Annotated in this window: 21 protein-coding genes; 17 read left to right on the top strand and 4 right to left on the bottom strand. The window is 52.4% G+C overall.

Annotated features, from left to right (window positions below):
• Window positions 1-271 precede the first annotated feature (271 nt).
• Window positions 272-2596 carry an exosporium glycoprotein BclB-related protein gene (locus tag PBOR_RS35835; protein WP_052429702.1) on the bottom strand — a complete coding sequence of 775 codons (2325 nt, stop codon included), beginning with the start codon at window positions 2594-2596 and terminating at the stop codon, window positions 272-274.
• A complete protein-coding gene (locus PBOR_RS36500; protein WP_081972249.1) occupies window positions 2593-4446 on the bottom strand; it encodes a glycosyltransferase in 1854 nt (617 codons plus the stop codon). Before PBOR_RS36500 ends, PBOR_RS35835 begins: the two co-directional genes overlap by 4 nt.
• A 290-nt stretch (window positions 4447-4736) precedes the next feature.
• Between PBOR_RS36500 and PBOR_RS29875 the strand changes: the two genes are divergently transcribed.
• The 7 genes from PBOR_RS29875 to PBOR_RS29845 all read left to right on the top strand — a co-directional run bounded on the left by PBOR_RS29875 (window position 4737) and on the right by PBOR_RS29845 (window position 9552).
• Window positions 4737-5036, top strand: coding sequence for a LiaF transmembrane domain-containing protein (locus tag PBOR_RS29875; RefSeq protein WP_042217534.1), 300 nt, complete (start codon window positions 4737-4739; stop codon window positions 5034-5036).
• A gap of 47 nt (window positions 5037-5083) precedes the next feature.
• A complete protein-coding gene (locus tag PBOR_RS29870; RefSeq protein WP_042217531.1) occupies window positions 5084-5761 on the top strand; it encodes a PspA/IM30 family protein in 678 nt (225 codons plus the stop codon).
• Window positions 5742-6242: a PspC domain-containing protein gene (locus tag PBOR_RS29865; protein ID WP_245647945.1), complete on the top strand. Its 501-nt coding sequence runs from the start codon at window positions 5742-5744 to the stop codon at window positions 6240-6242. Before PBOR_RS29870 ends, PBOR_RS29865 begins: the two co-directional genes overlap by 20 nt.
• A 3-nt stretch (window positions 6243-6245) precedes the next feature.
• Window positions 6246-6953: a PspA/IM30 family protein gene (locus PBOR_RS29860; RefSeq protein ID WP_042217526.1), complete on the top strand. Its 708-nt coding sequence runs from the start codon at window positions 6246-6248 to the stop codon at window positions 6951-6953.
• Between the two features lie 195 nt (window positions 6954-7148).
• Window positions 7149-7796, top strand: coding sequence for a cell wall-active antibiotics response protein LiaF (gene liaF, locus PBOR_RS29855; RefSeq protein WP_039307347.1), 648 nt, complete (start codon window positions 7149-7151; stop codon window positions 7794-7796).
• Between the two features lie 46 nt (window positions 7797-7842).
• Window positions 7843-8877 carry a sensor histidine kinase gene (locus PBOR_RS29850; protein ID WP_042217523.1) on the top strand — a complete coding sequence of 345 codons (1035 nt, stop codon included), beginning with the start codon at window positions 7843-7845 and terminating at the stop codon, window positions 8875-8877.
• A gap of 21 nt (window positions 8878-8898) precedes the next feature.
• Entirely contained in the window at window positions 8899-9552 is a 654-nt protein-coding gene (locus PBOR_RS29845) for a response regulator (RefSeq protein WP_042220078.1), read from the top strand.
• 68 nt (window positions 9553-9620) lie between these two features.
• Here the strand turns inward: PBOR_RS29845 and PBOR_RS29840 are convergent, their stop codons facing one another.
• The gene (locus PBOR_RS29840) at window positions 9621-10955 is read right to left on the bottom strand and encodes an MATE family efflux transporter (protein ID WP_042217522.1); all 1335 of its coding nucleotides are present in this window, start codon (window positions 10953-10955) and stop codon (window positions 9621-9623) included.
• Between the two features lie 228 nt (window positions 10956-11183).
• On the opposite strand from PBOR_RS29840, the gene PBOR_RS35830 reads away from it, so the two are divergent.
• The 3 genes from PBOR_RS35830 (at window position 11184) to PBOR_RS29825 (ending at window position 15797) form a co-directional block, all read left to right on the top strand.
• Complete coding sequence (locus tag PBOR_RS35830; RefSeq protein WP_052429701.1) at window positions 11184-12005, top strand: YwmB family TATA-box binding protein; 822 nt, start codon at window positions 11184-11186, stop codon at window positions 12003-12005.
• Between the two features lie 272 nt (window positions 12006-12277).
• Window positions 12278-13828 (top strand): glucose-6-phosphate dehydrogenase, encoded by a 1551-nt coding sequence (zwf, locus tag PBOR_RS29830; protein ID WP_039307355.1) that lies wholly within the window; start codon window positions 12278-12280, stop codon window positions 13826-13828.
• A gap of 382 nt (window positions 13829-14210) precedes the next feature.
• The gene (locus tag PBOR_RS29825; protein WP_042217519.1) at window positions 14211-15797 is read left to right on the top strand and encodes a peptide chain release factor 3; all 1587 of its coding nucleotides are present in this window, start codon (window positions 14211-14213) and stop codon (window positions 15795-15797) included.
• A 120-nt stretch (window positions 15798-15917) separates the two neighbouring features.
• On the opposite strand, the gene PBOR_RS29820 is transcribed toward PBOR_RS29825, so the two are convergent.
• Window positions 15918-16154 (bottom strand): small acid-soluble spore protein SspI, encoded by a 237-nt coding sequence (locus PBOR_RS29820; RefSeq protein WP_042139923.1) that lies wholly within the window; start codon window positions 16152-16154, stop codon window positions 15918-15920.
• A gap of 172 nt (window positions 16155-16326) precedes the next feature.
• On the opposite strand from PBOR_RS29820, the gene PBOR_RS29815 reads away from it, so the two are divergent.
• From PBOR_RS29815 to PBOR_RS29785, 7 genes are all read left to right on the top strand, one after another.
• Complete coding sequence (locus PBOR_RS29815) at window positions 16327-17010, top strand: potassium channel family protein (protein ID WP_342671096.1); 684 nt, start codon at window positions 16327-16329, stop codon at window positions 17008-17010.
• Between the two features lie 302 nt (window positions 17011-17312).
• Window positions 17313-18110: a TrmH family RNA methyltransferase gene (locus PBOR_RS29810; protein ID WP_042217514.1), complete on the top strand. Its 798-nt coding sequence runs from the start codon at window positions 17313-17315 to the stop codon at window positions 18108-18110.
• A 342-nt stretch (window positions 18111-18452) separates the two neighbouring features.
• Window positions 18453-19466 (top strand): substrate-binding domain-containing protein, encoded by a 1014-nt coding sequence (locus tag PBOR_RS29805; protein ID WP_157764166.1) that lies wholly within the window; start codon window positions 18453-18455, stop codon window positions 19464-19466.
• 53 nt (window positions 19467-19519) lie between these two features.
• Window positions 19520-20686 carry a M24 family metallopeptidase gene (locus PBOR_RS29800; RefSeq protein ID WP_042217512.1) on the top strand — a complete coding sequence of 389 codons (1167 nt, stop codon included), beginning with the start codon at window positions 19520-19522 and terminating at the stop codon, window positions 20684-20686.
• A 90-nt stretch (window positions 20687-20776) separates the two neighbouring features.
• Window positions 20777-21739, top strand: a complete 963-nt coding sequence (locus tag PBOR_RS29795) for an ABC transporter permease (RefSeq protein ID WP_042217510.1) — start codon at window positions 20777-20779, stop codon at window positions 21737-21739.
• A 35-nt stretch (window positions 21740-21774) separates the two neighbouring features.
• Window positions 21775-23265, top strand: a complete 1491-nt coding sequence (locus PBOR_RS29790; protein ID WP_042217508.1) for a sugar ABC transporter ATP-binding protein — start codon at window positions 21775-21777, stop codon at window positions 23263-23265.
• Between the two features lie 2 nt (window positions 23266-23267).
• Window positions 23268-24209, top strand: coding sequence for an ABC transporter permease (locus PBOR_RS29785; protein ID WP_245647943.1), 942 nt, complete (start codon window positions 23268-23270; stop codon window positions 24207-24209).
• Window positions 24210-24283 lie beyond the last annotated feature (74 nt).

The following is a 24283-nucleotide window of genomic DNA, read 5'->3' as shown; positions in this document are numbered from 1 at the left end:
TAAGCTGTATTTCATATCTTGTAACAACAGCCGGGGCTCTATTAGAGCATCCGGCTGTTTCTGCATGCCTTTATTCCATTTCACGCAGCCTTTCGATGATCGGGCTGCTGGCGATCACCCCGGTATGATGAAGCGTTATCTCAATATTATGGCCATGACTGGGTTATCCTGCAAGGGAGTATGATACCGTATAATTTGGAAGAGACAGTAAAAAAGCTGTTCCCCGGCAGAAATCTGCCAGGAAACAGCCTTTAATTAATAAAATGAATTATCAAGGAGGTGTTGGTACAGTTGCCGGCATTGAAATATTGAGGCCGCCGCTCATATATCCTTCAACGGTATTCATGAGGGAGAGACCTGCTGCGGATGCTGTATATACCATTAGCAAGCGTGTTTGTGCTGTAACCGGAATAGATAGACCTGTAATTACACCAGAAGAGATGGATCCAATGGCCAGTATTCCTGTCAGCGGGGGAGACAATGTCATTGCAGTTCCAGGTACAGGCACGAATGTGTTGTTGGGAGTTGTACTCGCGTACAGCTGGGCTGTAATAGTCACCGTACTTCCAACCAGAGTAAGTGCTTGTGTTGTACTGAAATATCCGCTTAGGGATGTAATGGTTCCGGCACTTGGTACAGAAAAGGCATAATTGAGATTTGTGCCGCTTGCTCCGGTTAAATCAATGGTTCCTGAGCTCACAGATACACCGCTTACTGAGTTTCCGAAGCCAATCAGCGCACCAGTGCCTGGCAAACCGCCTACTATCGTAGTTACAGTAGCAGGGTTTCCTGAAGAAAACGGGATATATGCGTTTGTGCTAGCCCCTGGAGCACCAGTGGCACCTGTAGCGCCAGTCGCTCCGGTAACGCCAGTAACACCAGTCGCACCAGTGGCACCTGTAGCGCCAGTTGCCCCGGTAGCGCCAGTCGCCCCGGTTGCTCCAGTAACGCCAATCTCTCCAGTGGCACCTGTAGCGCCAGTGACTCCCGATTCACCCGTTGCCCCGGTAACACCCGTAGCTCCGGTAGGACCCGTTGCCCCAGTCGCGCCGGTAACACCCGTCGCACCAGTTGAGCCTGTTTCCCCAGTTTCACCTACAGGGCCAGCAGGTCCCGTCGCACCCGTCGCGCCAGTGACACCGTCTTCACCGGCAGGCCCAGTAGCGCCGGTAGCGCCAGTGGCTCCATCTTCGCCGGTAGCACCTGTAGCACCCGTCGCGCCAGTGACACCGTCTTCGCCAGCAGGTCCCGTCGCACCCGTCGCGCCAGTGACACCGTCTTCGCCAGCAGGTCCCGTCGCACCCGTCGCGCCAGTGACACCGTCTTCACCGGCAGGTCCAGTGGCGCCGGTAGCGCCTGTAACGCCGACTTCACCGGCAGGCCCCGTAGCCCCGGTAGCGCCAGTTGCGCCCACTTCGCCCGCCGGCCCTGTTGCACCCGTCGCGCCAATATCACCAACGGGTCCTGCAGACCCGGTCGCACCCGTCGCCCCGATTGCTCCTTGGTTTCCTGAGGAGCCGGCACTGCCCGTTGCCCCGGTTGTACCCGTAGCGCCGGTAGCGCCCGTTGCCCCCGTAGCACCTACCAGGCCTGCTGCACCCGTCGCTCCGGTGTCGCCTTTTGGCGCCGGCAGTGTAATTTCTGCCTTGGTAATATCGGCGATTTCAATATATGATGCTGCACCGTTACTATAGATTGCCGTGATGGGTTGCCCGACTGCTATATCAGAAGTGGAAGCTCCGCTGGTGCCGAAGATCAGTGTTGTGCTGTCAATCTTCAGATTGACGACCTGACCGGCTTCTGTCAGTACACCAATCTGGCTGCCAGTCAGACTAACGATAGTGCCGCGGGCAACGGTGCCGGATTGGGCCGGAGCATATCTTTCCGCCAGGCTGAAAATCGCTGCCGCCTGGGCCCGGGTCACATCAGCGGTAGGTCTGAACGTTTTGTCCTCGAAGCCTTGGACTACTTTTAACTGGGAAGCTGCATTGATATAGCCCGTGGCCCAAGCAGAAATTTGATTCTCATCATTGAAGGGGAGCGGTTCGCTGGCCAGGGCGAGCGCTTCATTCTCCTTGTCGAGTAGACGGATTACGAGCTTAGTGAGCCACTCGCGGCTGGCATTCTGGGTTCCCCAGCCCGAAGCGGTTTCCTCTTCAGCTTTGATTAATCCTTCATTAATAGCTGTCTGCACCCAGGCGCTTGCCCAATCACTTACTTCAAGCGGGGAAGAAGCGGCGGCAGCGGCAGGGTCCTCAATACCAAGGAAACGGACAGCCATAATTGCAGCTTCCTGGTGAGTCAGCGGCGCCTTTGGATTGAAGTTCCCGGTAGTATCTCCCTCAGCAAACCCCAAAGCGGCGATTTTCATTACATATTTGTACATCCACGAGCTGCTGCTTACATCATTGAAGCCTTTCTTTTCAGCTGCTGAGGCAATGCCTGTACCGCCGAATCCGGCACTTGGCAGTACGGCGGCCACCTGGCTAAGCACCATAACTGCCATGGAGGTTTTTACTAAAGCGGGTTTGATATCCTTTTTGGAGTTTTCGCTGCCATGGGCGATTTCTATATAGCGGGTTTTTGCTTTTTTCATCGAGTAGTTCCCCCTAAAGTATATGTTTGTCTTGCAACGCCCAGGCCGGTGAAGTAGGCTCTGTTCGCCAGCACTTTGCTGTCAAAAGGAATGTGTTCTGCAGCCATTTCGTTATGGGCACTGGCCCGTTCGTACTGGCCGATGCGGTCATAACAGACACAGAGCTGCAGATGCGGCAGCCAGCTCCAGCAGGCATGCTGGAGAATGGCGTAATTGTCCAGCGGCTTCGTTAATTCGCTCGCCATTTTGTACCAGAAGATGGCTTTGCTGAAGTCGTTCTCCAGCATGTACAAGCTTCCAAGCCGGCAGCAATTTTCTGCGCGGGGCAGATCATAAGAGAAGGATTGGAGCGCTTTAGCTTTGGCCTGCTGTTCATTGCCAAGCTCCCGGTAGCAGTCGGAGAGGCTTCCGCAGGTATTGATCCGGTCCTCGATCCAGCTGTCTACCTGCTGCAGGAACATTTCATAGAAAGAAATAGCTTTGCCCCATTGCTTATGTTCCCTCAGCTCATTGGCGAAGTAGAACAGATCCCGGCTGGAGAAAATCTCCCCGGACGCATGACGGCTCTCGTAGATATTCAGGTTGCGGTCAGAATTCCCGTGGACTCTGCCATGGGTGATGGAAATATCCGAACGGTGCACCTTGCCGCTGACCTCCAGGTATTCATGGACTATACCGATCCAGCGGAAGCCGTTCTCCCGCTTAACCAGGCGGTTGCGTGTAAGGCTGGAGGTTACATTGCCGTGCTCGTCAAAGGCCAGGTTGTAATTCATGGATACCGCATCCGTATTCCATTCCAAGGCGCTCTTCAATGTGCTGAACTTCTCAGCATCTGCAGGAAGCAGAATATCATCAGCATCCATCCAGAGCAGGTATTCCTGTGTCGCCAGGCTGAAGGCATAATTCCGCGCTTTGGCAAAATCGTTGACCCAAGTGAAATCAGCTACCTTGTCCGTGTAGCGGAGGGCAATTTCCCTGGTGCGGTCTGTTGACCCGGTATCCACAATGATGATCTCATCCACCAGTCCTGAGACGCTATCCAAACAGCGTTCAAGTGTAGCTTCCTCGTTCTTGACAATCATGCAGAGACTCACGGTGACGCTGCGTTTCATTTCATATAGAGCATTTGTAATGTCGATGCCCCATTTCTTACGGGCTTTCTCTTTATTGGCTATCAGCTGTGCATTGTACCACCCGGGATGTTCCGGAAATAACGGGGGAGGCTGGATATAGCGAACGAAGCAGTCCAGGGCAATATGCAGACTGTATCCTGCCTGGAGTGCACGATAGCACAGGTCATCATCCTCGTAGCATTCCAGCCCGAATTGTTCATCGAAGCCGCCAAGCAGATCGAAGGCGTCATGGCGCATAAGCAGCAGATGGCTTAGCAGCCGGGTTGTGGACTTGGCTTGTCCGGCTTTGGAGAGTGCGAACGATCTGGCGATATGGTCCAGCTGCTCCATCTCTGTGCAGATTACCGGAAGGCGCTGCGGGCCGCTAACATCATTGCTGACAGGGCCGATCATCGCTGCCTGCGGGTGCTGCCGGGCACAGCCGGTCAGGCTGGACAGCCATTCTTCAGACACAATCATATGGTCACGCATGAATACAAGGTATTCACCAGCCGCAAAGGAAGCGCCCAGATTGTAACCTGCCGATACGCCGATACGTTCCTTAGACGTGAAGGAGCGCGCTTTTTTATGGAGAGATAAATAGCTGCTGATCTCTTCACCGCCGCCATCGTTAATCACAATCAGCTCATAGGGGGCTTCCGTAAATAACTCAATACTGGCCAGGCATGATTTAAGTAATCGAAGATGCTGGGCCAGAATGATGATGGATACTTGCATTTAATCCCTCCATTTGATTCGAAAATGATATATATCACACTCTATCACAGTAAAGTGGACATATTCTGGACATTATCCGACAAAAGTCTTCATTATAATGTAGCATCCAACAATAGTTGTGTACCTTTATGCAAGTTGATTTATTTCCCGGATCCCCGCAGTCTGCGGTCGTGTATAGTTCCCCGACTAAGGTCCAGTACATAAAACCGTCCACAGTCTGTTTTGAAAATCTGCGGATTACCCTAGAATAAGGTTATAAGAAAGAGATCAGCGAAAGGCGGTGAGAAAAAATGCAAAGAAAAGGTAACGGACTTGCGATTGTACTGATTGCAATTGGAGCGGTAATGCTGCTGGGAATTCTTCCTCAACTGATTCACGGCATCTTCGGCATCCTGTTCCCGGTATTGCTGGTGGTTCTCGGATACTACGGAATTAAGAGCGGACACAAGATTATCGGCTGGGTGGTAATGTTTATCGGTATCATGTCCCTGCTCTCCAAGCTTTCCTGGATTATCGGACCGCTGCTCGGAGTGGCTCTGGTAGTGTGGGGCATCTCGGTACTCCGGGGTAAGCGGAGCAGAACATACTAAGAGTTAGAACATTTACTTAATAAGATGCAGGGAGGGAACAGGAAATCATGAGTGTTTTTCGCAGAATGAGGGATATCACCGTAGCCAATTTAAATGAACGCCTGGAGCAGAGCCAGGATCCCGTGAAGCTGATTGATCAATTTCTACATTCTACCCGTGAGGAAATAGGGGAAGCTGAAAGACTGTACCAGCAGTACGCTTCCCATACGAAGCAATTGCAGCAGCAGGTGAATCAGGCAACCGCCATGAGAAACAAACGTGAAGAGCAGGCACTCCTCGCGCTCAAGGCCGGCGAAGATCATCTTGCCAAACTGGCCTTGCAGGAGAAAATTATCCACGAGGAAAAGCTGGAGCAATACAGCGGGCTGCTGGAAACCAGCCGGCAATCACTCTTCGAGCTTGAAAGCCAGTTGAATGAACTCAAAATCGAGTATCAGACGGTATACAGCAAACGCCAGTTCTATGCAGCACGGATGGAATCACTGCGACTGCAGCAGCGCATGAATCAAAGAGCTAGTGCTTACGGCGGCGGTGATGTTCCCAAGATGTTCGGCCGTCTGGAGGACAAGATGACCGATTGGGAGCTGGAAGCCAAGAGCCTGAGCGATTTGCGCCGGATGGGACAGGAATACGCAGTGCAGGCCGGTGAGACGGTGGCGACCGTGCTCGAAAGAGAAATGGCCCGCCTGAAGGAGAAGCTGAACAATGATGGCAGAAAGGAGTAGTACTATGACCCGATTGTACCGTTCAACCAGAGACAGGGTAATGACAGGGCTGGCAGGCGGATTGTCCGAGACACTCGGCATCGACTCCACACTGTTCAGAATTCTGCTGGTGGTCAGCATTCCTTTTAGCGGAGGAGCCACCATCCTGGTGTACCTTATCGCAGCAATGGTAATTCCCAAGGAGCCTACCCAGTACAATCCCTTCGGACCTGGACCCGGTGCGCCGGGCGGCCCATATGGCGGTCCTTACTCAGGCAGACCTGAGCATGGCCACGGACCGCAGGGACCTCAGGGACAACAAGGATATGGCCCATACGGCGGACAGCCGGGCTATAATCCCGGTTATGACAAAGCTGGCGCTTACACGGCTCCGGATTCCGGTCTGGATGCCATGATGAAGGATATTGAGAAGAAGGCACTGCAAAAAGAAGTAGAAGAGCTCAAACAAAAACTGTCTAAATACGAGAAGGGAGAAGTGTAAATCATGGGAGTATTCAAACGGATTAAAGATATGACTAAAGCGTCGGTAAACGACATGTTGGATAAGGTAGAGGACCCAATCGTAATGCTGAATCAGTATCTGCGCGATATGGAGGCTGAGATTCATGAGGCTGAAGTAACGGTAGCGAAGCAGATGGCTAATGAACGCCGCATGAAGCAGCGTGTGGACGAAGCCGCTAAGGTATCCGGACAACGTGCAGCACAAGCGGAACTTGCCCTCAAGAACGGCCAGGAGGAAGTTACCCGCAAGCTGCTGGAGGAGAAGATTTATTTCGACCAGAAGTATGCTGAATACAGCGAGCTTCACGCCCAGGCTGAAGTTCAAGCCAAGGAACTGGTGCAGCAGCTTCATGATATGAAGGATGAGTTCTACAAGCTGCGCAACAAACGTAATGAACTGGTCTCCCGCGCTCAAATGGCTAAAGCCAAGAAGCAAATGTCCCAGATCAGCAGTGTACATTCCATCGAAAGCGGAAGTGCATCCCTTGGATTTCACCGTATGGAAGAAAAGATCATGCAGCTGGAAGCGGAAGCAGATGTTCTGCGTGCTCCGTATAGCCCTTCGGCAACCGCATATGCTAAGCCGGTAGATCCTGAGAAGCAGCTCAAAGTGGAAGAACAGCTCGCAGCTCTCAAGAGCAAGCTGAATTCTGCTCCGGCAGCTCCTTCACTTGATAAAAAAGAAGAATAATGCCTGTTCCTAAAGAATAGGCAGATATGATATGCTGAACAAGGTAAAGCCATACGGTATGGATTCTCCATACCGGTATGGCTTTTGTAGCGGGAAGCGGTTATAGCTGCAGATAAGCTGATGCTTACGAAGTCAGCTTCGCAAAATATGCTTACGAAGTCAGTTTTGCTTCGCAAAACTTTTAGGAGGTGCGGAATGGATAAACGGAACCGTTTGATTGCCATCGGACTGATTGGCGTCGGCTGCTTGATGATTTTTGGCAAATGGATCGGCTTCTTCTCCATTGTCGCACTCCTGTTCCTGCTGCTGGGGATTTACCGGACAACGTCAGGCAAGGTGAAGCAGGGGTATAAGCTTCTGGGGATCGGAGCAGTGCTGCTGCTGCTGGACCATCTGCTGCTGGTGCTCGGAATCTGCCTGATTTCGCTGGGAATGTTCTTTGTCAAATCCAAAAGAATGCAGCGCAAGGCCGGGTTTATGCAGAAGCAAAGCTTCTCTTCCAGGTTCGACTGGGATCTCTCGCCGTGGGTCATGCGCAGCTTGAGCGCCTGGCATGTGCTTGGTGAGGCGGACGTGGATCTGTCGCTGGCAATGGCGGAAGAACAAGAGACGATTATGCTGTTCCAGGGTATTTTTGGCGATGTGGATATTCTTATGTCTGAGGATTACGGGGTAGAGATCGAGGCCTTCGTGCTGTTCGGCTCCATTGAATCCGGCAGTCACCGGGATACAGGGATGCTGAACCGGCTGAACTGGAAGTCACCCAACTACGACAGCAGCGAGCATAAAGTGAAATTCAATATCTCTTATCTGATGGGTGATCTCGACATACGGTTTCCCTGATGGATACGGCATATGAGCAGAGAGAAGGAAGGGAGGGCTCCCGGGCATGGGCAAAAAAAGCAGTAACATGGTAACGCGCAGTATGGGCGAGGGGGCTCTGTTCTCTTTGATCATGCTGCTCGTGATTACATACATTATGTATACATATGGATTATTACAGCCGTTTGAGGACTGGAAGGTCGGCGTGAGAACGGCAATGACTCTGATTCTGCTGCCGATGGCCTTCGGCATCGGGTACGGATTCTACCAAGGCTTCCGCAGCAAGCGCAAGCTGGAGCTGCTGCGGGCGACGCTGGTAGCCTGGGAGAAGGGTAACCTCACGCCGGTAATGCCGGATCTGGGCCATGATGAGCTGGGCCGTCTGGGGGAACAGCTCGGACGGATCGGCGGCAAGTGGGAGAATCAGGTGAATACGCTGCAGCGTCTCTCCACCAATAATGCCAAGCTTGCCGAGCAAGCCCGGGTGACGGCGATTATCGAGGAACGTCAGCGGCTGGCACGCGAGCTGCATGATGCCGTATCCCAGCAGCTGTTCGCGATCTCGATGACGGCAACGGCTGTAGGCCGGACGCTGGAGAAGGATTTCGACAAGGCGCAGCGGCAAATTGCGCTGATTGAGGAAATGTCCGCCGTAGCCCAGTCGGAGATGCGGGCACTGCTGCTGCACCTGAGGCCGGTATATCTGGAAGGCAAGGGGCTGGAGCAGGGGCTGCAGGAGCTGATCAAGGAACTGAAGATCAAGGTTCCGATTGATATTGTGTTCGAGATGGATCAGGGCGTGCAGCTGCTCAAAGGCGTCGAGAACCACTTGTTCCGCATTGTGCAGGAGGCGATTTCGAATACGCTGCGCCATGCCAAAGCGGAGAAGTTGGAGATCCGCTTGCACCGCCGCGGCGATACGGTCCGTCTGACGCTGCGTGATGACGGGATCGGCTTTGAGATGGATGAGAGCAAGCAGACATCCTACGGTTTGTCTAATATGCAGGAGCGGATAACGGAGATCGGGGGCTCGATCCAGTTCATCACCGCTCCCGGCAAAGGAATGCGGATTGATATTACCGTACCGGTAGTCAATGAATAGGGGGCAAGGGTAACCATGGAGATGGAGGAAGCGGAAGCGATCAAGGTCCTGCTGGTGGACGATCACGAAATGGTCCGGATCGGACTTGCTGCGGTGCTTGGCACCGAGGATGGCATTGAAGTCGTAGGTGAAGCCGGAAGCGGCGAAGAAGGAATCCGGCTGGCACAGGAATATAATCCGGATGTGGTGCTGATGGATCTGGTAATGGACGGCATGGACGGGATTGAAACGACAAGACAGCTGCTGAAGCTGTACCCGGACTGCAAAGTCATAGTGCTGACCAGTTATTTGGATGATGAGAAAATGTATCCGGTCATTGAGGCTGGCGCGTTCAGCTATCTGCTCAAAACCTCGCGGGCCAGTGAAGTTGCGGATGCGATCCGGGCTGCCGCAAGAGGCCAGTCGGTGCTGGAATCACAGGTGGCTTCCAAAATGATGAACCGGTTCCGCTCGAATGCCAGAGGTGAATCCCCGGCCTACAAAGAGCTTACCGAACGCGAGATGGAAGTGCTGAAGCTGCTGGCCAAGGGCAAATCCAATCAGGATATTGCCGATCAATTAATTATTGGAATCAAGACAGTGAAATTCCATGTCACGAATATTCTTGCCAAGCTGGGCGTCGAAGACCGGACCCAGGCGGCTATTTATGCATATAAGAATGGACTGGCGGAATAAAGCCATAGACCATAGAAGCCATTACGCACTTTCAAGAGAAATCAGCCCTGGCCTGGGAAGGACGGGGATTATCTTGAAAGTGTTTTTGCGTGCGCGTAAGGCTCGCGTCCTTGCAGTTTGTATACATAACCTAAGGATAAGAGCAGATAACTTAACCCAAACCCGAGATAGACACCGGTTAATTCGAGCTTCCGGATACATACATAAATGATCACCAGGGACACTGCATACACCACCCCCGAGTACACAAGCACCCACTTCTCCAGATCAATCGCCTGCAGGGTGGAACGCATAATCATCTGCAGCCCGTTCATCAGATTCAGCGCCAGCGCCAGCGGAAGAACATGTTCCACTAGTGAAATAACAACAGCTTTGTCAGTGATGATGGCAATAAGCGGATAGGAGAAGGAGATCACGATCAAGGTTAGCGGAATACTGAATATTAACATAAGCTGGAGCGACAAATACGAATATTTGGTGTACCCCGCTTGCTGCTTGCCGTAGGCCTTCGCGGTAATTGTCATACAGCTGCTTGCGAAGCAGTACATCGGAATCATAATGATCTCAAGCAAAGTGGTCACAACGGTGTATGACGCGATGAATTCAGACTCCATTCTGGAGATGATCGCCATGATGCCCATTGCAAACAAAGTGTATTCAATAAGGTCCTGAAGGGCCATGGGGAAATAAAGTTTCAGCAGCTGCTTGGCAATGGGCCGGCTGATCCGAAGGGAGAAGCTGAATAAGCTGCTTTTGCGGAAAAAATAGATGCAGACTATAATGCTCGCACCATAGCCTGCGACAGAGCCGACAGCGGCGCCGCTCATACCCAGCGCAGGAAATCCCCATTTGCCGAAGACGAGCACATAATCAAAGAATATATTCACGATGCCTGCTGCCACGAAACTGAATGTTAACAGCTTGGCTTGGTTGATGTTCTTGAAATAGGCTGAGAAATTAAACAGAACCATATTCATGCCCATAGTCATTCCGCTGATATACAAATAATGAGTGGCAGGTGCGAAATTCAGATCATAGACCGTGCCCAATATCCATTTGCCTGTCCCTAACAGCAGCAGTTCGAACAGGATGCCGATAATGATGGACATTGTCATGCTTGTATTAAAAGCTTGGCCAAACTTAGGAATCTCATTGTTGCCGAAGAATCTTCCGCCGATGATGTTGAAGGCCGCGCACAGAATGCCGATCGTTCCGGTGATTAGAAAAATAAAAGATGAGGCGATGCCCACTGCGGCAAATTCTTCAACGCCAAGCCTGCCGATAATCGCCTGGTCGCCGAGTTGAAAGAGTAGCTGGAGAATCTGAAGGAAAAGCATAGGGACAACCAGATCGTTGATGAGCCGGAAGTCAGCGCTGTTTCGGTGAAACCACTTTTTAAGCATGCTGTATGTGTACCTCTTCTATATTAATATAATGTGAATCCTATTAATGGAAATATAAACTAATAAATACCTCTATAGAAGTGATTAAAATCTCATTACTTTCGGTGTGAACTATGCAGCTGCCGGATCGGGAGTCTCGGTCAGTCTCTCTCTGCGGGGTATATCTTTCTCTGAAGCTGGATATCCTGTCTAGTAGATTACTAGAACGGATTGAGAGGGAGATGCAGAGTGGGGAACAGAGGACAGAGCAGAGTGATACTGGTGCTGGCGGGCTTGTGTGTGGCGGTTATGCTGCTCAGCGGTTTCCGCAGCGCGGGGACAGCCGGAGGGAATAGCTTACAGGGGGAATCTGCTGCATCTGCGGTCAGTGCTTCCTCTTCTGTGGCGGGAGAGCTTGAGGATTCGCTGGCGCTGCTGACTACACTCGGACGCGGGGCTTCTGCCCCCGGAACTCCGCTCCGGCTCGTATTGAAGTGGCAGGGAGAATACAGCGGAGAAGCTTCGGCAGACGCTACTGTACGGGACCTGTCCTCCAAACTCGGACTTGGTGAGGTCAGCCGCACGGATGAAGACGGGCATCTGACCTCCCGCTCCTCCGCAGAACTCAGTGGAGGAGCGCAGGTCTCCCTGTTCTGGAGCGACCTCGGCGGCGGACGCAGTTATTGCATTGTCACCTTCGAGACGGCGGATCTCCTGGGCTCGCCGGAGCTTCCGGCAGCAGCAGATGACGCCGGGAAGGCGATGCTTCAGGCGGGCATCGCTGCAGAATGGAACGTCTCGCTGCAGGCTGCGGGGAAGGAGCAGAGCGGACCGCAGGCTGCGCTCCTGGCCACAGAGCAGAATCTTGCAGCGCAGCTCCCCGGAATTCACGCGGAAGAGAACTACACAGATGAAACTACATCCAGCCGTTCATATAGTGTACCCGGCCTGCAGCGTTCCGTCAGCAGCGGCGGACATGATCTTGCGCTCCAGCTGGCTGTACACAGAGACGGGAATGAGGACAGTAACCGCGTGACCATCGGACTTCCGCTGATTACGATCGAATATTGAAGCCGGAGATTATCCGGGTTCGCTCCGCAGGCGGCTTCACGTTGCGGAGCTTTTGGCGTGGCGGTATAATATCGGTAGTATAAGCGGGAACATGTGAAAGCATAAGAAAGAGTAATGGAAAATTACGAAATCCCGAGAAAAACTGTCAGGAATGTGATAGCATCCTTAGTGCGTTTATGATAAAATGACATCACGCCGTCATGCGTGTTTTGTACCACGACCGGCGCTGAGAATGAATGTCAACTATATTACATACAGAGAGATGAGGAGCCATGGCTGAAAATCAAACCCTTGATGCACTGCATACACCCGGTGCTGTATTCTTTATCTTCGGGGCAACCGGAGATCTAGCCCGGCGTAAGCTTTTCCCGGCGATCTACAGTTTGTACCGTGAAGGCAAGCTGACACATGATTTTGCGGTAATTGGCGTGGCTCGGCGTCCCCGTACCCAGGATGAATTCCGGGAAGATGTGAAGGAATCCATCCGCGAGTTCTGCCGCTACCAGGCAGGAGATGCTGCGGAATGGAACGAGTTCGTACAGCATTTCGAATATAAGTCTCTGGACATCAACAATATCGACGGCTTCCGTGAGCTTAATGCCCAGACGGAGGCGCTCGAAGAGAAGTTCCATATTCCGGGCAACCGCTTGTTCTATCTGGCACTTGCACCGGAACTGTTCGGCAGTGTCTCCTTCAACCTGAAGGCTGGCGGCATGCTGCAGACCAGAGGCTGGAACCGTCTGGTGATCGAGAAGCCATTCGGCTACAATCTGGAATCGGCTGAACAGCTGAACGAGCAAATCCGCCAGGTGTTCAAGGAAGAAGAGATTTACCGGATTGACCATTACCTGGGTAAGGAAATGGTGCAGAATATTGAAGTGATCCGGTTCGCCAATGCCTTCTTCGAGCCGCTGTGGAACAACAAGCATATCGCCAACATTCAGATCACACTCGGGGAAACCGTGGGTGTGGAAGAGCGCGGAGGGTATTACGATCATGCCGGAGCACTGCGCGATATGGGCCAGAACCATATTCTGCAGCTGCTGACAATGATCGCTATGGAACCGCCAAGCCGTCTGCTGGCTGAGGATATCCGTGATGAGAAAGTGAAAGTGCTTCGTTCGCTGCGTCCTTATGCTACGGCTGAAGAGGTGCGCGAGAATGTGGTGCGCGGTCAATACACGCAAGGGCTCTACAAGGGCAAGACCCTTCCGGCTTACCGCCAGGAAGATAAGGTGGACCCGGAATCGAATACGGAGACGTATTTCGCAGCCCGTGTATTTGTAGACAACTTCCGCTGGGCAGGAGTTCCCTTCTACATCCGTACCGGCAAACGTCTGCCTGTGAAGACTACGGAAGTGGTTGTAGAGTTCAAAGGAATGCCGACCAACGTTTATCTGGGCCAAAAGCATAATCTGGAGCCGAACCTGCTCGTAATCCGTGTGAATCCGATGGAAGGCATCTACGTGAAGATCAATGCCAAGAAGCCGGGCTCCGAATCGGAAATTCAGCCGCTGGCGATGGATTTCTGCCAGAGCTGCATGATCGGCATCAACTCGCCGGAAGCTTATGAGCGTCTGCTGCATGATGCTGCGCGCGGGGATTCCACTTACTTCACCCGCTGGGATGAAGTGTCCTCGGCCTGGTCCTTCGTGGACCGTATCGCCAAGGCTTGGAAGGAAGAGAGCAATGACCTGGCTTCCTATCCTGCCGGTTCCTGGGGGCCGGTCGAAGCCGACCAGCTGCTTGCCGGAGAAGGCTTCCACTGGTGGCCGGTCAACGGCCAGGATGAAGATAATGTGGTATGGCAGGTTAACCGCTAGACCCTGAATAAGAGAACTGTTAGAGATCCCTCTGCATATCGCTGCAGGGGGATCTTTTTGCGGAATAATGAGTTTCCTGCGGACTATTCAGCAGATTTTGTGCCAAAGCCGGAGTTTCTGCACATAATATTGCAAGATATTTGACTTACGGAGCTTTTTTGTAGATAATGTTTGCCGGATTTTGCTATACTAAAAAGGATGCTTTCAAAATAAAGAATTTCTAGGCAAGGCGCCATAAATTATCCTATAAACCGTACTTCAACGATGTAACGATGAATTCTAGGTGAAAGGATCTGGACAAATGAGTAGTGCACCGATTTGATTGAAATCCGGTAATTGAAGCAGAAGCAGGGATGAATTTATATATGAAGGGATATGTGTAATGAATAAGGCACAGGACCACAAGCTTCAGAGTGAAGTAGACAAACGCAGAACCTTTGCGATTATTTCCCACCCGGATGCGGGTAAAACAACGCTGACCGAGAAACTGCTCCTCTTTGGGGGCGCTATCCGCTTAGCAGGAACAGTCAAAGCCCGTAAGGCAAGCAAGCACGCCACAAGTGACTGGATGGAAATTGAGAAGCAGCGCGGGATCTCCGTCACTTCTTCCGTCATGCAGTTTGATTACCTGGATCACCGGGTGAACATTCTGGATACTCCGGGTCACCAGGATTTCAGTGAGGACACTTACCGTACGCTGACTGCGGCTGACAGCGCGGTCATGCTGATCGACGTCGCCAAGGGTGTGGAAACACAGACGATCAAGCTGTTCCAGGTCTGTGCGAAACGCGGCATTCCGATCTTCACCTTCATCAACAAGCTGGACCGTGAAGGCCGCAATCCATTTGAGCTGATGGAAGAGCTGGAGAATGTACTGGGTATCCGCTCTGTGCCGATGAACTGGCCGATCGGTATGGGCCGCGAGCTGTGCGGCGTATACGACCGGATGAAGAATCAGGTTGAGCTGTTCCAGGGCGACGATCATTCCGTGATCAGAGTACAAAAAGTGGAAAGCTACCGCGACCCGATCATCCGCGAGATGGCCGGAGAATACCTGCATGACCAATTATGTGCGGATCTGGAGCTGCTGGATGTAGCGGGCGATCCGTTTGACTATGAGAAAGTACTCCGCGGAGAGATTACCCCGGTATTCTTCGGCAGTGCGATCAATAACTTCGGGGTGCAGACCTTCCTGGATAACTTCCTGGATCTTGCACCGAAGCCAGAACCGCGCCGCAGTACAGCTGGATCTGTTGAACCGACAAATGAGAAATTCACCGGCTATGTGTTCAAAATCCAGGCTAACATGAACCCGGCTCACCGTGACCGCATTGCCTTCCTGCGCATTGTGTCCGGCAAGTTCGAGCGTGGCATGAGTGTGAAGCATGTGCGTGCCGGCAAAGACATCAAGCTGTCCCAGCCGCAGCAGTTCCTGGCCCAGGATAGAGATATTGTCGAAGAAGCGTATCCGGGTGATATTATCGGTCTGTTTGACCCGGGTATCTTCCGGATTGGCGATACGCTGAGCCAGGCAGGGGATATCGAATTCGATGAGCTGCCGACGTTCTCGCCGGAGATTTTCTCCAAAGTGAGCATTAAGAATGCGCTGAAATCGAAGCAGTTCCAGAAGGGCATTGACCAGTTAACTGAAGAGGGCATGATCCAGGTGTTCCGCACCGTTAACTTCGATGATATCCTGCTGGGTGTTGTCGGACAGCTGCAGTTTGAGGTGTTCGAGTACCGCATGAAGGGCGAGTACGGCGTAGATGTCCAGCTGCAGCGGATGAGCTACCAGTTCGCGCGCTGGATTGTGGATGATAATAAGCCGGACGCTAGCAAATTCCGGATTAACTCCACACTGGTTACCGACAAGAAGGGCAATTATGTGGTGCTGTTCGAGAATGAATACGCCATGCGGACCGCGATGGAGAAGAATCCGACGGCCAAGTTCCTCGAAACCGCGCCTTGAAAAGTACAGTTGAAGTAGGATAAGCTGACGGCTTATTCGATTGTTATGTAATAAAAACCTCCGCCTCCACTGTGCAGCTTGCACGGTGGATAGCGGAGGTTTTTGGCGGAATGAACCTCTTTAGGAGGTTATGGACCCTGGCGTAAGCTTCTCCAGATGTCTGTGCAGCATGGAGAGTACCCGGTCCTGCTTGGCGGGATCAAGGTCCTTCCAGATCATTTCGAAGACAACGCCGAGTCCGGGAAGCGCGGCTTCCGGCCCGTCCACGGAATTCTCGATCACTTCCCGCAGACCTTCTTCGGTCTGTCCGTGAATCTTGTGTACAATAGCCTGGCGCAAATCAATGGTGACTGGCATAATCGACCTCCTAAAAGTTTTGTTAGCTTAGGCTTCCTGGGTCAGCTTCGCAAAACTGGCTTCGGGAGCGTGGGCTTAAGTTTTGTTAGCATAGGCTCTTTATAAGGTGCCCTGCGGCAGTGCTGAAAATTCAAGTTTATAACGGCTTATGCTATACTGTTTGAGATGCGAAATGCGGGCGGGAGGTACAACAATTATGGCAAAAAAACAATATGCCGTCATCGGAATGGGACGTTTCGGCTCAAGTGTAGCCAAAGCGCTCAGCGGTATGGGCTTTGATGTACTGGCCATTGATGCGGATGAGCAGCGCACCCAGGAAATCTCGAATATTGTTACTCATGCCGTATCGGCGGATTCCACAGATGAAGAGGCACTTCGTGCACTCGGAATCCGTAACTTCGATGTGGTCGTTGTCGCGATTGGCGAAGATATTCAGGCCAGTATTCTAACCACGCTGATCTTGAAGGATCTCGGCGTGCCTGCGATTCTGGTTAAGGCCAAAAGCGAGCTGCACGGCAAGGTTCTGAGTAAAATCGGGGCGGATAAGGTAATCTACCCTGAACGGGATATGGGCCTCAGGGTGGCGCATCATCTGGCCTCGCCGAACATCCTCGATTATATAGAGCTGTCACCGGATTACAGCATCCTGGATATGAAGGTCTCCGGGCCGATGCTGGGCAAGAATCTGCAGGAGCTTAACATTCGTGCCAAATATGGCTGTAACGTAATGGCCATCCGCCGGGGAGAGGAAATGAATATTTCCCCCAGAGCGGAGGATCGTCTGAGCGAGGGCGATGTACTTGTCATCGTCGGCCGGAAGGACAACCTGACGAAGCTGGAAATGGCTTATCAATAGGGGAAGTATGAGTGAGTACAGACACAGACATAGATACAGGTACAGGTAAGGTTAATTGTATTTTGTGCAGTTATTTTAAATGAATTAATCCGTTATTTGCAAATAGATGTATCTGGTACAACTAAAATCACACAAATGGCGGAGTTTTACTCAAACTGCTACTTTTAGTTGTACAGACTCCAGTTAAAAGGGGATTTGCTGCGGAAAGTCTGTTTTTAGTTGTACTAACTACAGTTAAGTCGCCCGGTTGGTTTAGCATACTTAAGATCAGGAATCTGCAAGCAACAGAAAGGTAGGACCTCATGGAAATTATGTCGCCGCAGAATACGCGGGTGAAGGAATGGGCCGGACTGCAGGAGAAGAAGCACCGCGACAAATCCGGTAAATATATCGTGGAAGGCATTCATCTGGTGCAGGAGGCGCTGCAGGCAGAAGCAGATGTGGAATGCCTGGCGTTTGATCTGGATAAAGGCATGCCGTCCGAGCTGAAGCCTCTGCTTCAGGCCGTTCAGGGCATGGAGGTAATTGGCGTGTCAGCAGCGGTGATTGCGAAGTGCAGCAGCACGAATACACCGCAGCCGGTGTTTGCGGTTGTGCGCAAGGAGCAGCAGGGCGTGGAGGCCATCCTGGCGAAGCCGGATAGTCTGGTTGTCGTGCTGGACGGGGTCCAGGACCCCGGCAACGTGGGCACGATCATCCGCAGCGCCGATGCAGCGGGTGCCGACGGGGTCATCCTCGGCCAAGGCTGCGCCGATCTCTTCAATCCGAAGACCATCCGTTCCACGATGGGCTCGATGTTCCATCTTCCGGTGGTGGAGGGAGACCTCGGCATGATTCTGCCGCAGGCGCGGGAACGCGGTGCGCTGCTGGTCAGCACTTCACTGACAGGTGAAGATTCCTGCTACACCCATGATTTCCAGGGCAGCCAGTGGCTGCTGATCGGCAGCGAAGGTAAAGGTATCTCACCGGAGACGGCAGCCCTTGTCGATAAGAGCATCATCATCCCGATGGCCGGCCGCGCCGAATCGCTGAATGCTGCGATGGCAGCGACGATCCTTTTATTTGAGGGGATGCGGCAGCGGGGGAGTCACGGGAAGTAGACTAAGTTGTTGTCGGATATGCCTTCTCCGAAGGGCAATTGGTCCATGACCATTTCATAACGGCACGCCATGGGACGGCCGAGCCGGTTTACCAGGTGGCGTTATCAGCGAAGAGATGACAGCAGGCAGATAAAATTCAAGACAGCATCAGAGCAAGGCCCAAGCCGGAACAAGGCTTGGGCCTTGCGCTTTTTACTCTCCGGCATCAAAACTTTCGACCCGGATGTCATTTTTTTCAACCTTAATCGGGCGGGGATTAATTATATAATCAATTCAAGGCAACAAGCTATAAACACTGGAAGGAGGAAGGCGGCTAGGTCAACACTAATGACAGGGGGAATAATGATGAAGAAAAAAACTTCGGTATTGGCATTATTTTTAGTGCTCTTGATAGCGGTTACAGGATGCGGCGGAGGGGCTGGTAATGCAGGCACGACAGAAGCGGCCAGTACATCCGAAGGCTCCAATTCATCCGGGAAATCGGGAGACGGAAAAATTGTAATCGGTTTCTCGCAGACGGTCATGAATCACCCGTTCCGGATTGCCAACGTAGATACGGCAAAGAAGGCAGCCGCCGATCTCGGGGTTGAGATTATTGTGACAGATGGACAAGGGGACGCAAACAAGGAAATCGCCAACATCGAGAGCCTGATCGCCCGCAATGTCGATGCCCTTATCGTGAGCAGCCTGTCGGGCAACGCGATCTACCCCGCATACAAGGAAGCGGAAAGAGCGGGCATCCCGCTGATTATCGCAGCCTCCGGAGTACCGGACGATGACAGCATTCCCTATACGACATTCGTTGCTTCGGATGAGGTGACGATGGGCCAGCAGGCGGCGAAGTACATTGCCGACAAGATGGGCCAAAAGGGCAATCTGGTCATCCTCAACGGTGTCGTCGAGTCGACCAACTCCCAGCTTCGTACGCAGGGGTTCATGCCGGAGATCCAAAAGTATCCGGATATCAAGATCGTGGCGGAGCAATCCGGAGAATGGCTGCGGCTGCCTGCGATGCAGGTGATGACGAATATTTTGCAGGCCAACAGCAAGATTGACTTCGTGTTCGCCCAGAATGATGAGATGGCGCTCGGCGCGATTGAAGCCATTAAGAAAGCAAACCGGATGAGCGAGATCAAGGTGGTCAGTATGGACTCCCAGAAGGAAGCGCTGGAGAAGATCAAGAACACGGATGAGCTGATGATGTCCGTGAAAAATGAATGGAGCTTCGAGACGGCTGTGAAGCTGGCGATCGATGCGGCGAACGGCAAAGAGATTCAGAAGAGAGTGATTCTGGACTCTCCTGTAATCGACAAGTCGAATGTCGATGACTTCTACGATCCGAATTCAACGTTCTAAAAGAAACATATCCGCCAAGACCAATCCAATTATAAATTCAGGAGGAATTCATCATGGGCTTTGAAGACGTATTGCAGGAAATTCCGGTAACCGAGTACAAGGAACGTTTGCAGAAGGCAAGAGTGAAAATGGAAGCGGAAGGCCTGGACGGGCTGCTGGTTTATTCAGACTCGTACCGTATGAGCAATGTCCGCTGGTTAGCCAACTATCGCGCATTTGACGGGGTATTCCCATATCCTGCTATGGTGTTTATCCCGCTTGACGGCGAACCTACGCTGTTCGCGGAAGGCAGTCTGGTATCCTATGCCGCCGACGAGACATGGTTCTCCGATGTAAGAGGCATCCGCCAGGAGCTCGGCAATGTGCTGAAGGATTTCCAGAAAGGCAGAAATTCTGCCAAAATCGGCCTCAGCGGCTCGAAATACTGCGCGCTTGAATTCTATGAGACGATCCGCGACAGCCTGAATCCAACCTCGGTGTTGCAGAAGACCAATATTATCGAGTACCTGAAATCGATTAAGAGCGAAACGGAAATCCGTAATATGAAAGTAGCCGGCCGACTGGCGGACATGGGGATTGAAAAAATCCACGAGCTGCTCGCCACCGAACGCCTGACCGAGAGAGAAGTGACGCGTCAAGCGATGGCGCACATGTTCGCGAGCGGTGCGGACACCGTCTCGTTCGATATGATGGTCCAGTCGGGACCGAACTCCGGGGACTTCTTCCTGGCCCGCCCGCGTGACCGCGAAATTGTCAAAGGCGACACGATCCTCATCGATATCGGCTGCCGTTATAACGGATATTCGTCCGATATGGCGCGTGGTGTAGCTTACGGCAAGGTGGATGCGGAGAAACAGCGCCTGCTCGATACCTGCCTGGAAGCATGGAGAGCGGGAATGTCCGCTCTGAGACCGGGTATGACCGGCGCGGAGGCCGATGTGGCCGCCAACGAAGTGCTGAAGCGCGAAGGATATCCGCATATGGCCGGTGAAGGCCGGGGCTGCGCCCACTCCACTGGCATGGATCCGGAGGAGGAAATTCCGGTAGTAGGCCCGGACAGCCAGGATATTCTGGTCGAGAACCAGACGATCGCTTTTGAAATTACTCTGCTCATTCCCGGATATGCCGGTACCCGTGTAGAAGATACAGTTGTGATCCGCAAAGACGGACCGGAGTCGCTGACCAATCATCCGTATGTCTGCAACTGGTACCAGGATTAAAATTTGAGAATAGCAATGATGGCTTTGCCTCAGTTAAGCGTCAGTAAGCAAAGCCATCATTGTCCCATTAAATAAAGGGGAATCAGGCAGATGGAAACCATTCAGAAAGCCCGTACGCTCTTGAAACAGGAAGAGACGCTGCTGCTGCTGTTTATCGTAATCGTCACATTAATCTCTCCAATCTTCTCACCGGAGTTCTTCACTTCCTATAACTTCTCAAATCTGCTGCGGCAGATCTCCTATCCGGCCATCGTGTCGATCGGGATGCTGCTGACGGTACTGATCGGCGGCATTGACCTGTCGGTGGGTTCTGTGATGCAGGCGGTAAGTTTAACGGCCATTATGCTCGTTCAGCTGCAGGCGCCAACCGTTGTAATCGTGATTGTTGTCCTGGCACTGGGTTTGTTCCTCGGTCTCATTAACGGCATGCTGATTACCTTCGGGAAGCTGCAGCCATTCATCGTAACGCTCGGGACCAAGGTAATTATCGACGGAACCACGCTGTTTATGACGAAAGGCAAAGGCATCAGCGGAGACGCGAGCGACAGCTTTCTTTCCATTGGCGGGGGGTACATCGGGGCTATTCCCAATCCCGTCATTATCATGCTGGTGTTATACATTATCGGGTTCATTATGCTGAACAAAACGATCTTTGGGCGGCAGATCTACAGTGTAGGGTCCAACCGGGTGGCGGCTTATAACTCGGGCATCAACGTTAAAAAAGTACAGCTGAGCGTTTATGCGCTGTCCGGATTGTTCGCCGCGATAGCGGGCCTGCTGATTGCCTCCAGAACCGGCGCTTATCAGCCGATGTCCGGCAACAGCGGAGCAACAGGCATGGAGCTGAGCGCCATCGCCGCCGTCGTGGTGGGCGGAGCCAGCTTATCCGGCGGAAAAGGCACAATCTGGGGAGCATTTTTAGGTGCTCTGCTCGCCGGGCTGCTGTTTAATCTGCTCGTATTCCTGAACATGAATCCTTATATTCAGCAGTTCATTCTGGGCATCATCATTCTGGCTGCCGTCGTCTTTTCCGCTTCCAAGAACCGCAAGTAACTACAAATCCATGTATATGACAAAGAGGGAACGATATGGATAATGTCATCCTTAAATTAGACGGAATCTCCAAGCAGTTCGGCAATCATTATGCGCTGAAAGATATTAACGTGAACATTAGCGAAGGGGAATTCCATGCGATTGTCGGCGAGAACGGGGCCGGCAAATCAACCCTGATCAAAATATTATCCGGCGTTCATTTGCCTTCGGAAGGCAACGTTCATTTTAAAGGCCAGTCCGTCAAGTTCCTGTCGCCTTATATGGCGCAGAAGAGCGGGGTCAGCACGTTGTTTCAGGAAATTCAGGAGATTCCCGCGCTGTCGGTGGCGGAGAATATTTATCTGGGGAGAGAACCGCAAAAGGGTTCCCTGCTGCAGTGGAAGACGCTGTATAAGGAAGCGGGAGAGCTGCTGAACAATCTCGACATCAAGATTGATCCTTATAAGAAAATGGAAGAGCTGAGCATCTCGGAACGGAAGATGGTCGAGATCGCCAGAGCCGTCTCGTTCAACGCGGAGCTGCTGATTATGGATGAACCTTCCGCGAACCTGAACGAAGACGAGCTGGCTGTGCTGTTCAAGACGATTGCCGAGCTCAGAAAAAGAAAGGTAACGATCATCTATATTTCGCACCGGCTGCGGGAAATTTTCGCCATGGCTGACCGGGTTACCGTTCTGAGGGACGGACAGCATGTAAAAACGATGGATATCAAGGATACGGATGAAGCGCGGCTCGTCCAGCTGATGATCGGGCGGGAGCTGAATGAATATTATCCTGTGAACACGGAACAGATCGGTGCCAAAGTGCTGGAGATTTCTGATTTGAATGTGCCGGAGTTGCTGCATAATGTGAGCTTAAGCCTGAACAAACGCGAAATTCTCGGCATTGCCGGATTGGCGGGCTCGGGCGGAAATATTTTGACTAAAGTACTGTTCGGGCTGATCAAAGGCTATTCGGGTAAGATGGTGCTGGACGGCAAGCCGTTCGCTCCGAGAAATCCGCGGCAGTGCATTGCGGAAGGGATTGCATTTGTGCCGGAGGACCGTAAGACGCAAGGGTTATTTCTGAATTTAAGTGTGCGGACCAATATGTCCATTACTTCGCTGCGCAAGTTCAGAACGTTCGGTCTGATCAGTGAGCCGAAGGAAAGCAGGCAGGCCAATGAATTGGTGCAGCAGCTGTCGGTGAGACCGAAGAACATTAAGGCGCCGATCCGCTCTCTCAGCGGGGGCAACCAGCAGAAGGCGCTTATCGGACGCTGGCTCCTGGACAAGTATAAAATTCTTATTCTCGAAGAGCCTACCCGGGGTGTGGATGTCGGGGCCAAGATGGAAATTTACCAGGAAATCAACAAGCTGCTGAGCCAGGGTCTGTCCCTGATCATGGTCTCCTCCGAGCTTCCCGAGCTTCTGGGAATGTGTGACCGGATTCTCGTCTTCTCCGGCGGAACCATTACCGGCGAGCTGCAGCGGGACGAAGCATCCGAAGAGAAAATTATGGAATACGCACTGCAGGAGGTGAAATGAATATGGCGAAATGGAGAAGCTATCTTCCGCTGGCAACCCTCATCCTGTTAATGATCGTAGGTTCACTGCTGTCCGATAAGTTCCTGACGTACGCCAATCTGATGAATTTGCTGCAATACAGTGCGGAAAGTGCGCTCATTGCCGTGGGTATGACACTTGTAATTCTTACGGGGGGGATCGATCTTTCGGTCGGATCCGTTGTGGCTTTAACGGCGGTCGTCAGCGCCAATACGCAGCATTTGGGCGTGTGGGGCATTCTGACTGTGGTGATCCTGATCGGCGCTCTTGTCGGTGCGCTCAACGGAGTCGTGCTGACGAAATTCCGGGTCGAGCCTTTTATGGCGACGCTGGCTACGATGGCGATCTTCCGGGCCGTTGCTCTCTGGTACACGAACGGCGGGCCGATTATCGGAACGGTGACACCTGCGTTTTCGAATATAGCGAACGGAAGTTTGCTGGGCATTCCGCTTCCCGCCGTCTATGTCGTAGTAGTGTTCGTCCTCGGATATTTCGTTCTAAATCGTACGCCGTTTGGCAGACATGTGCTGGCTGTCGGCGGCGGGGAAGAGACATCCCGGTTGTTCGGGATCAAGGTTGAGCGCGTCAAGGTGATCGTATATATCATTAGCGGCGTTCTTGCCGCCCTGGCCGGGCTGCTGATTACTTCCCGGATCGGCATGGGTGAACCGCGCTCGGGCTTTCAATTTGAGCTGGTGGCCATCGCCGTCGTGATTGTCGGGGGAACCAGCCTAACCGGAGGCCGCGGCACGATCGGCGGAAGCTTCATCGGACTGCTCATTTTCGCTGTTGTCATGAACATCATGAATCTGCTGAACATCTCATCCTTTGTCCAACCGATCGTGCGGGGACTGATCATTATACTGGCCGCCCTGGCGATTTCCCGGATGGTGAAATCGAAATCCGCAGCTGCGGAAGCTTCGTGAGCGAAAGACGCATAGCGAATGTGCACAAGAGTACAGGCCGGACGGTCCGCATCATGGGACGTTCGGCTGTTTTC

The organism is Paenibacillus borealis (assembly GCF_000758665.1).
Lineage (GTDB): Bacteria > Bacillota > Bacilli > Paenibacillales > Paenibacillaceae > Paenibacillus_AQ > Paenibacillus_AQ borealis.
The sequence above is the reverse complement of the archived record's forward strand: the minus strand, read 5'-3'. Positions and strand labels throughout refer to the sequence as shown.

Coding starts and splice junctions, on each gene's coding strand:
- PBOR_RS35835 (WP_052429702.1), bottom strand. CDS start 2,596: ATGAAAAAAGCAAAAACCCGCTATATAGAAATCGCCCATGGCAGCGAA.
- PBOR_RS36500 (WP_081972249.1), bottom strand. CDS start 4,446: ATGCAAGTATCCATCATCATTCTGGCCCAGCATCTTCGATTACTTAAA.
- PBOR_RS29875 (WP_042217534.1), top strand. CDS start 4,737: ATGCAAAGAAAAGGTAACGGACTTGCGATTGTACTGATTGCAATTGGA.
- PBOR_RS29870 (WP_042217531.1), top strand. CDS start 5,084: ATGAGTGTTTTTCGCAGAATGAGGGATATCACCGTAGCCAATTTAAAT.
- PBOR_RS29865 (WP_245647945.1), top strand. CDS start 5,742: ATGATGGCAGAAAGGAGTAGTACTATGACCCGATTGTACCGTTCAACC.
- PBOR_RS29860 (WP_042217526.1), top strand. CDS start 6,246: ATGGGAGTATTCAAACGGATTAAAGATATGACTAAAGCGTCGGTAAAC.
- liaF (WP_039307347.1), top strand. CDS start 7,149: ATGGATAAACGGAACCGTTTGATTGCCATCGGACTGATTGGCGTCGGC.
- PBOR_RS29850 (WP_042217523.1), top strand. CDS start 7,843: ATGGGCAAAAAAAGCAGTAACATGGTAACGCGCAGTATGGGCGAGGGG.
- PBOR_RS29845 (WP_042220078.1), top strand. CDS start 8,899: ATGGAGGAAGCGGAAGCGATCAAGGTCCTGCTGGTGGACGATCACGAA.
- PBOR_RS29840 (WP_042217522.1), bottom strand. CDS start 10,955: ATGCTTAAAAAGTGGTTTCACCGAAACAGCGCTGACTTCCGGCTCATC.
- zwf (WP_039307355.1), top strand. CDS start 12,278: ATGGCTGAAAATCAAACCCTTGATGCACTGCATACACCCGGTGCTGTA.
- PBOR_RS29825 (WP_042217519.1), top strand. CDS start 14,211: ATGAATAAGGCACAGGACCACAAGCTTCAGAGTGAAGTAGACAAACGC.
- PBOR_RS29820 (WP_042139923.1), bottom strand. CDS start 16,154: ATGCCAGTCACCATTGATTTGCGCCAGGCTATTGTACACAAGATTCAC.
- PBOR_RS29815 (WP_342671096.1), top strand. CDS start 16,327: ATGCGGGCGGGAGGTACAACAATTATGGCAAAAAAACAATATGCCGTC.
- PBOR_RS29810 (WP_042217514.1), top strand. CDS start 17,313: ATGGAAATTATGTCGCCGCAGAATACGCGGGTGAAGGAATGGGCCGGA.
- PBOR_RS29805 (WP_157764166.1), top strand. CDS start 18,453: ATGATGAAGAAAAAAACTTCGGTATTGGCATTATTTTTAGTGCTCTTG.
- PBOR_RS29800 (WP_042217512.1), top strand. CDS start 19,520: ATGGGCTTTGAAGACGTATTGCAGGAAATTCCGGTAACCGAGTACAAG.
- PBOR_RS29795 (WP_042217510.1), top strand. CDS start 20,777: ATGGAAACCATTCAGAAAGCCCGTACGCTCTTGAAACAGGAAGAGACG.
- PBOR_RS29790 (WP_042217508.1), top strand. CDS start 21,775: ATGGATAATGTCATCCTTAAATTAGACGGAATCTCCAAGCAGTTCGGC.
- PBOR_RS29785 (WP_245647943.1), top strand. CDS start 23,268: ATGGCGAAATGGAGAAGCTATCTTCCGCTGGCAACCCTCATCCTGTTA.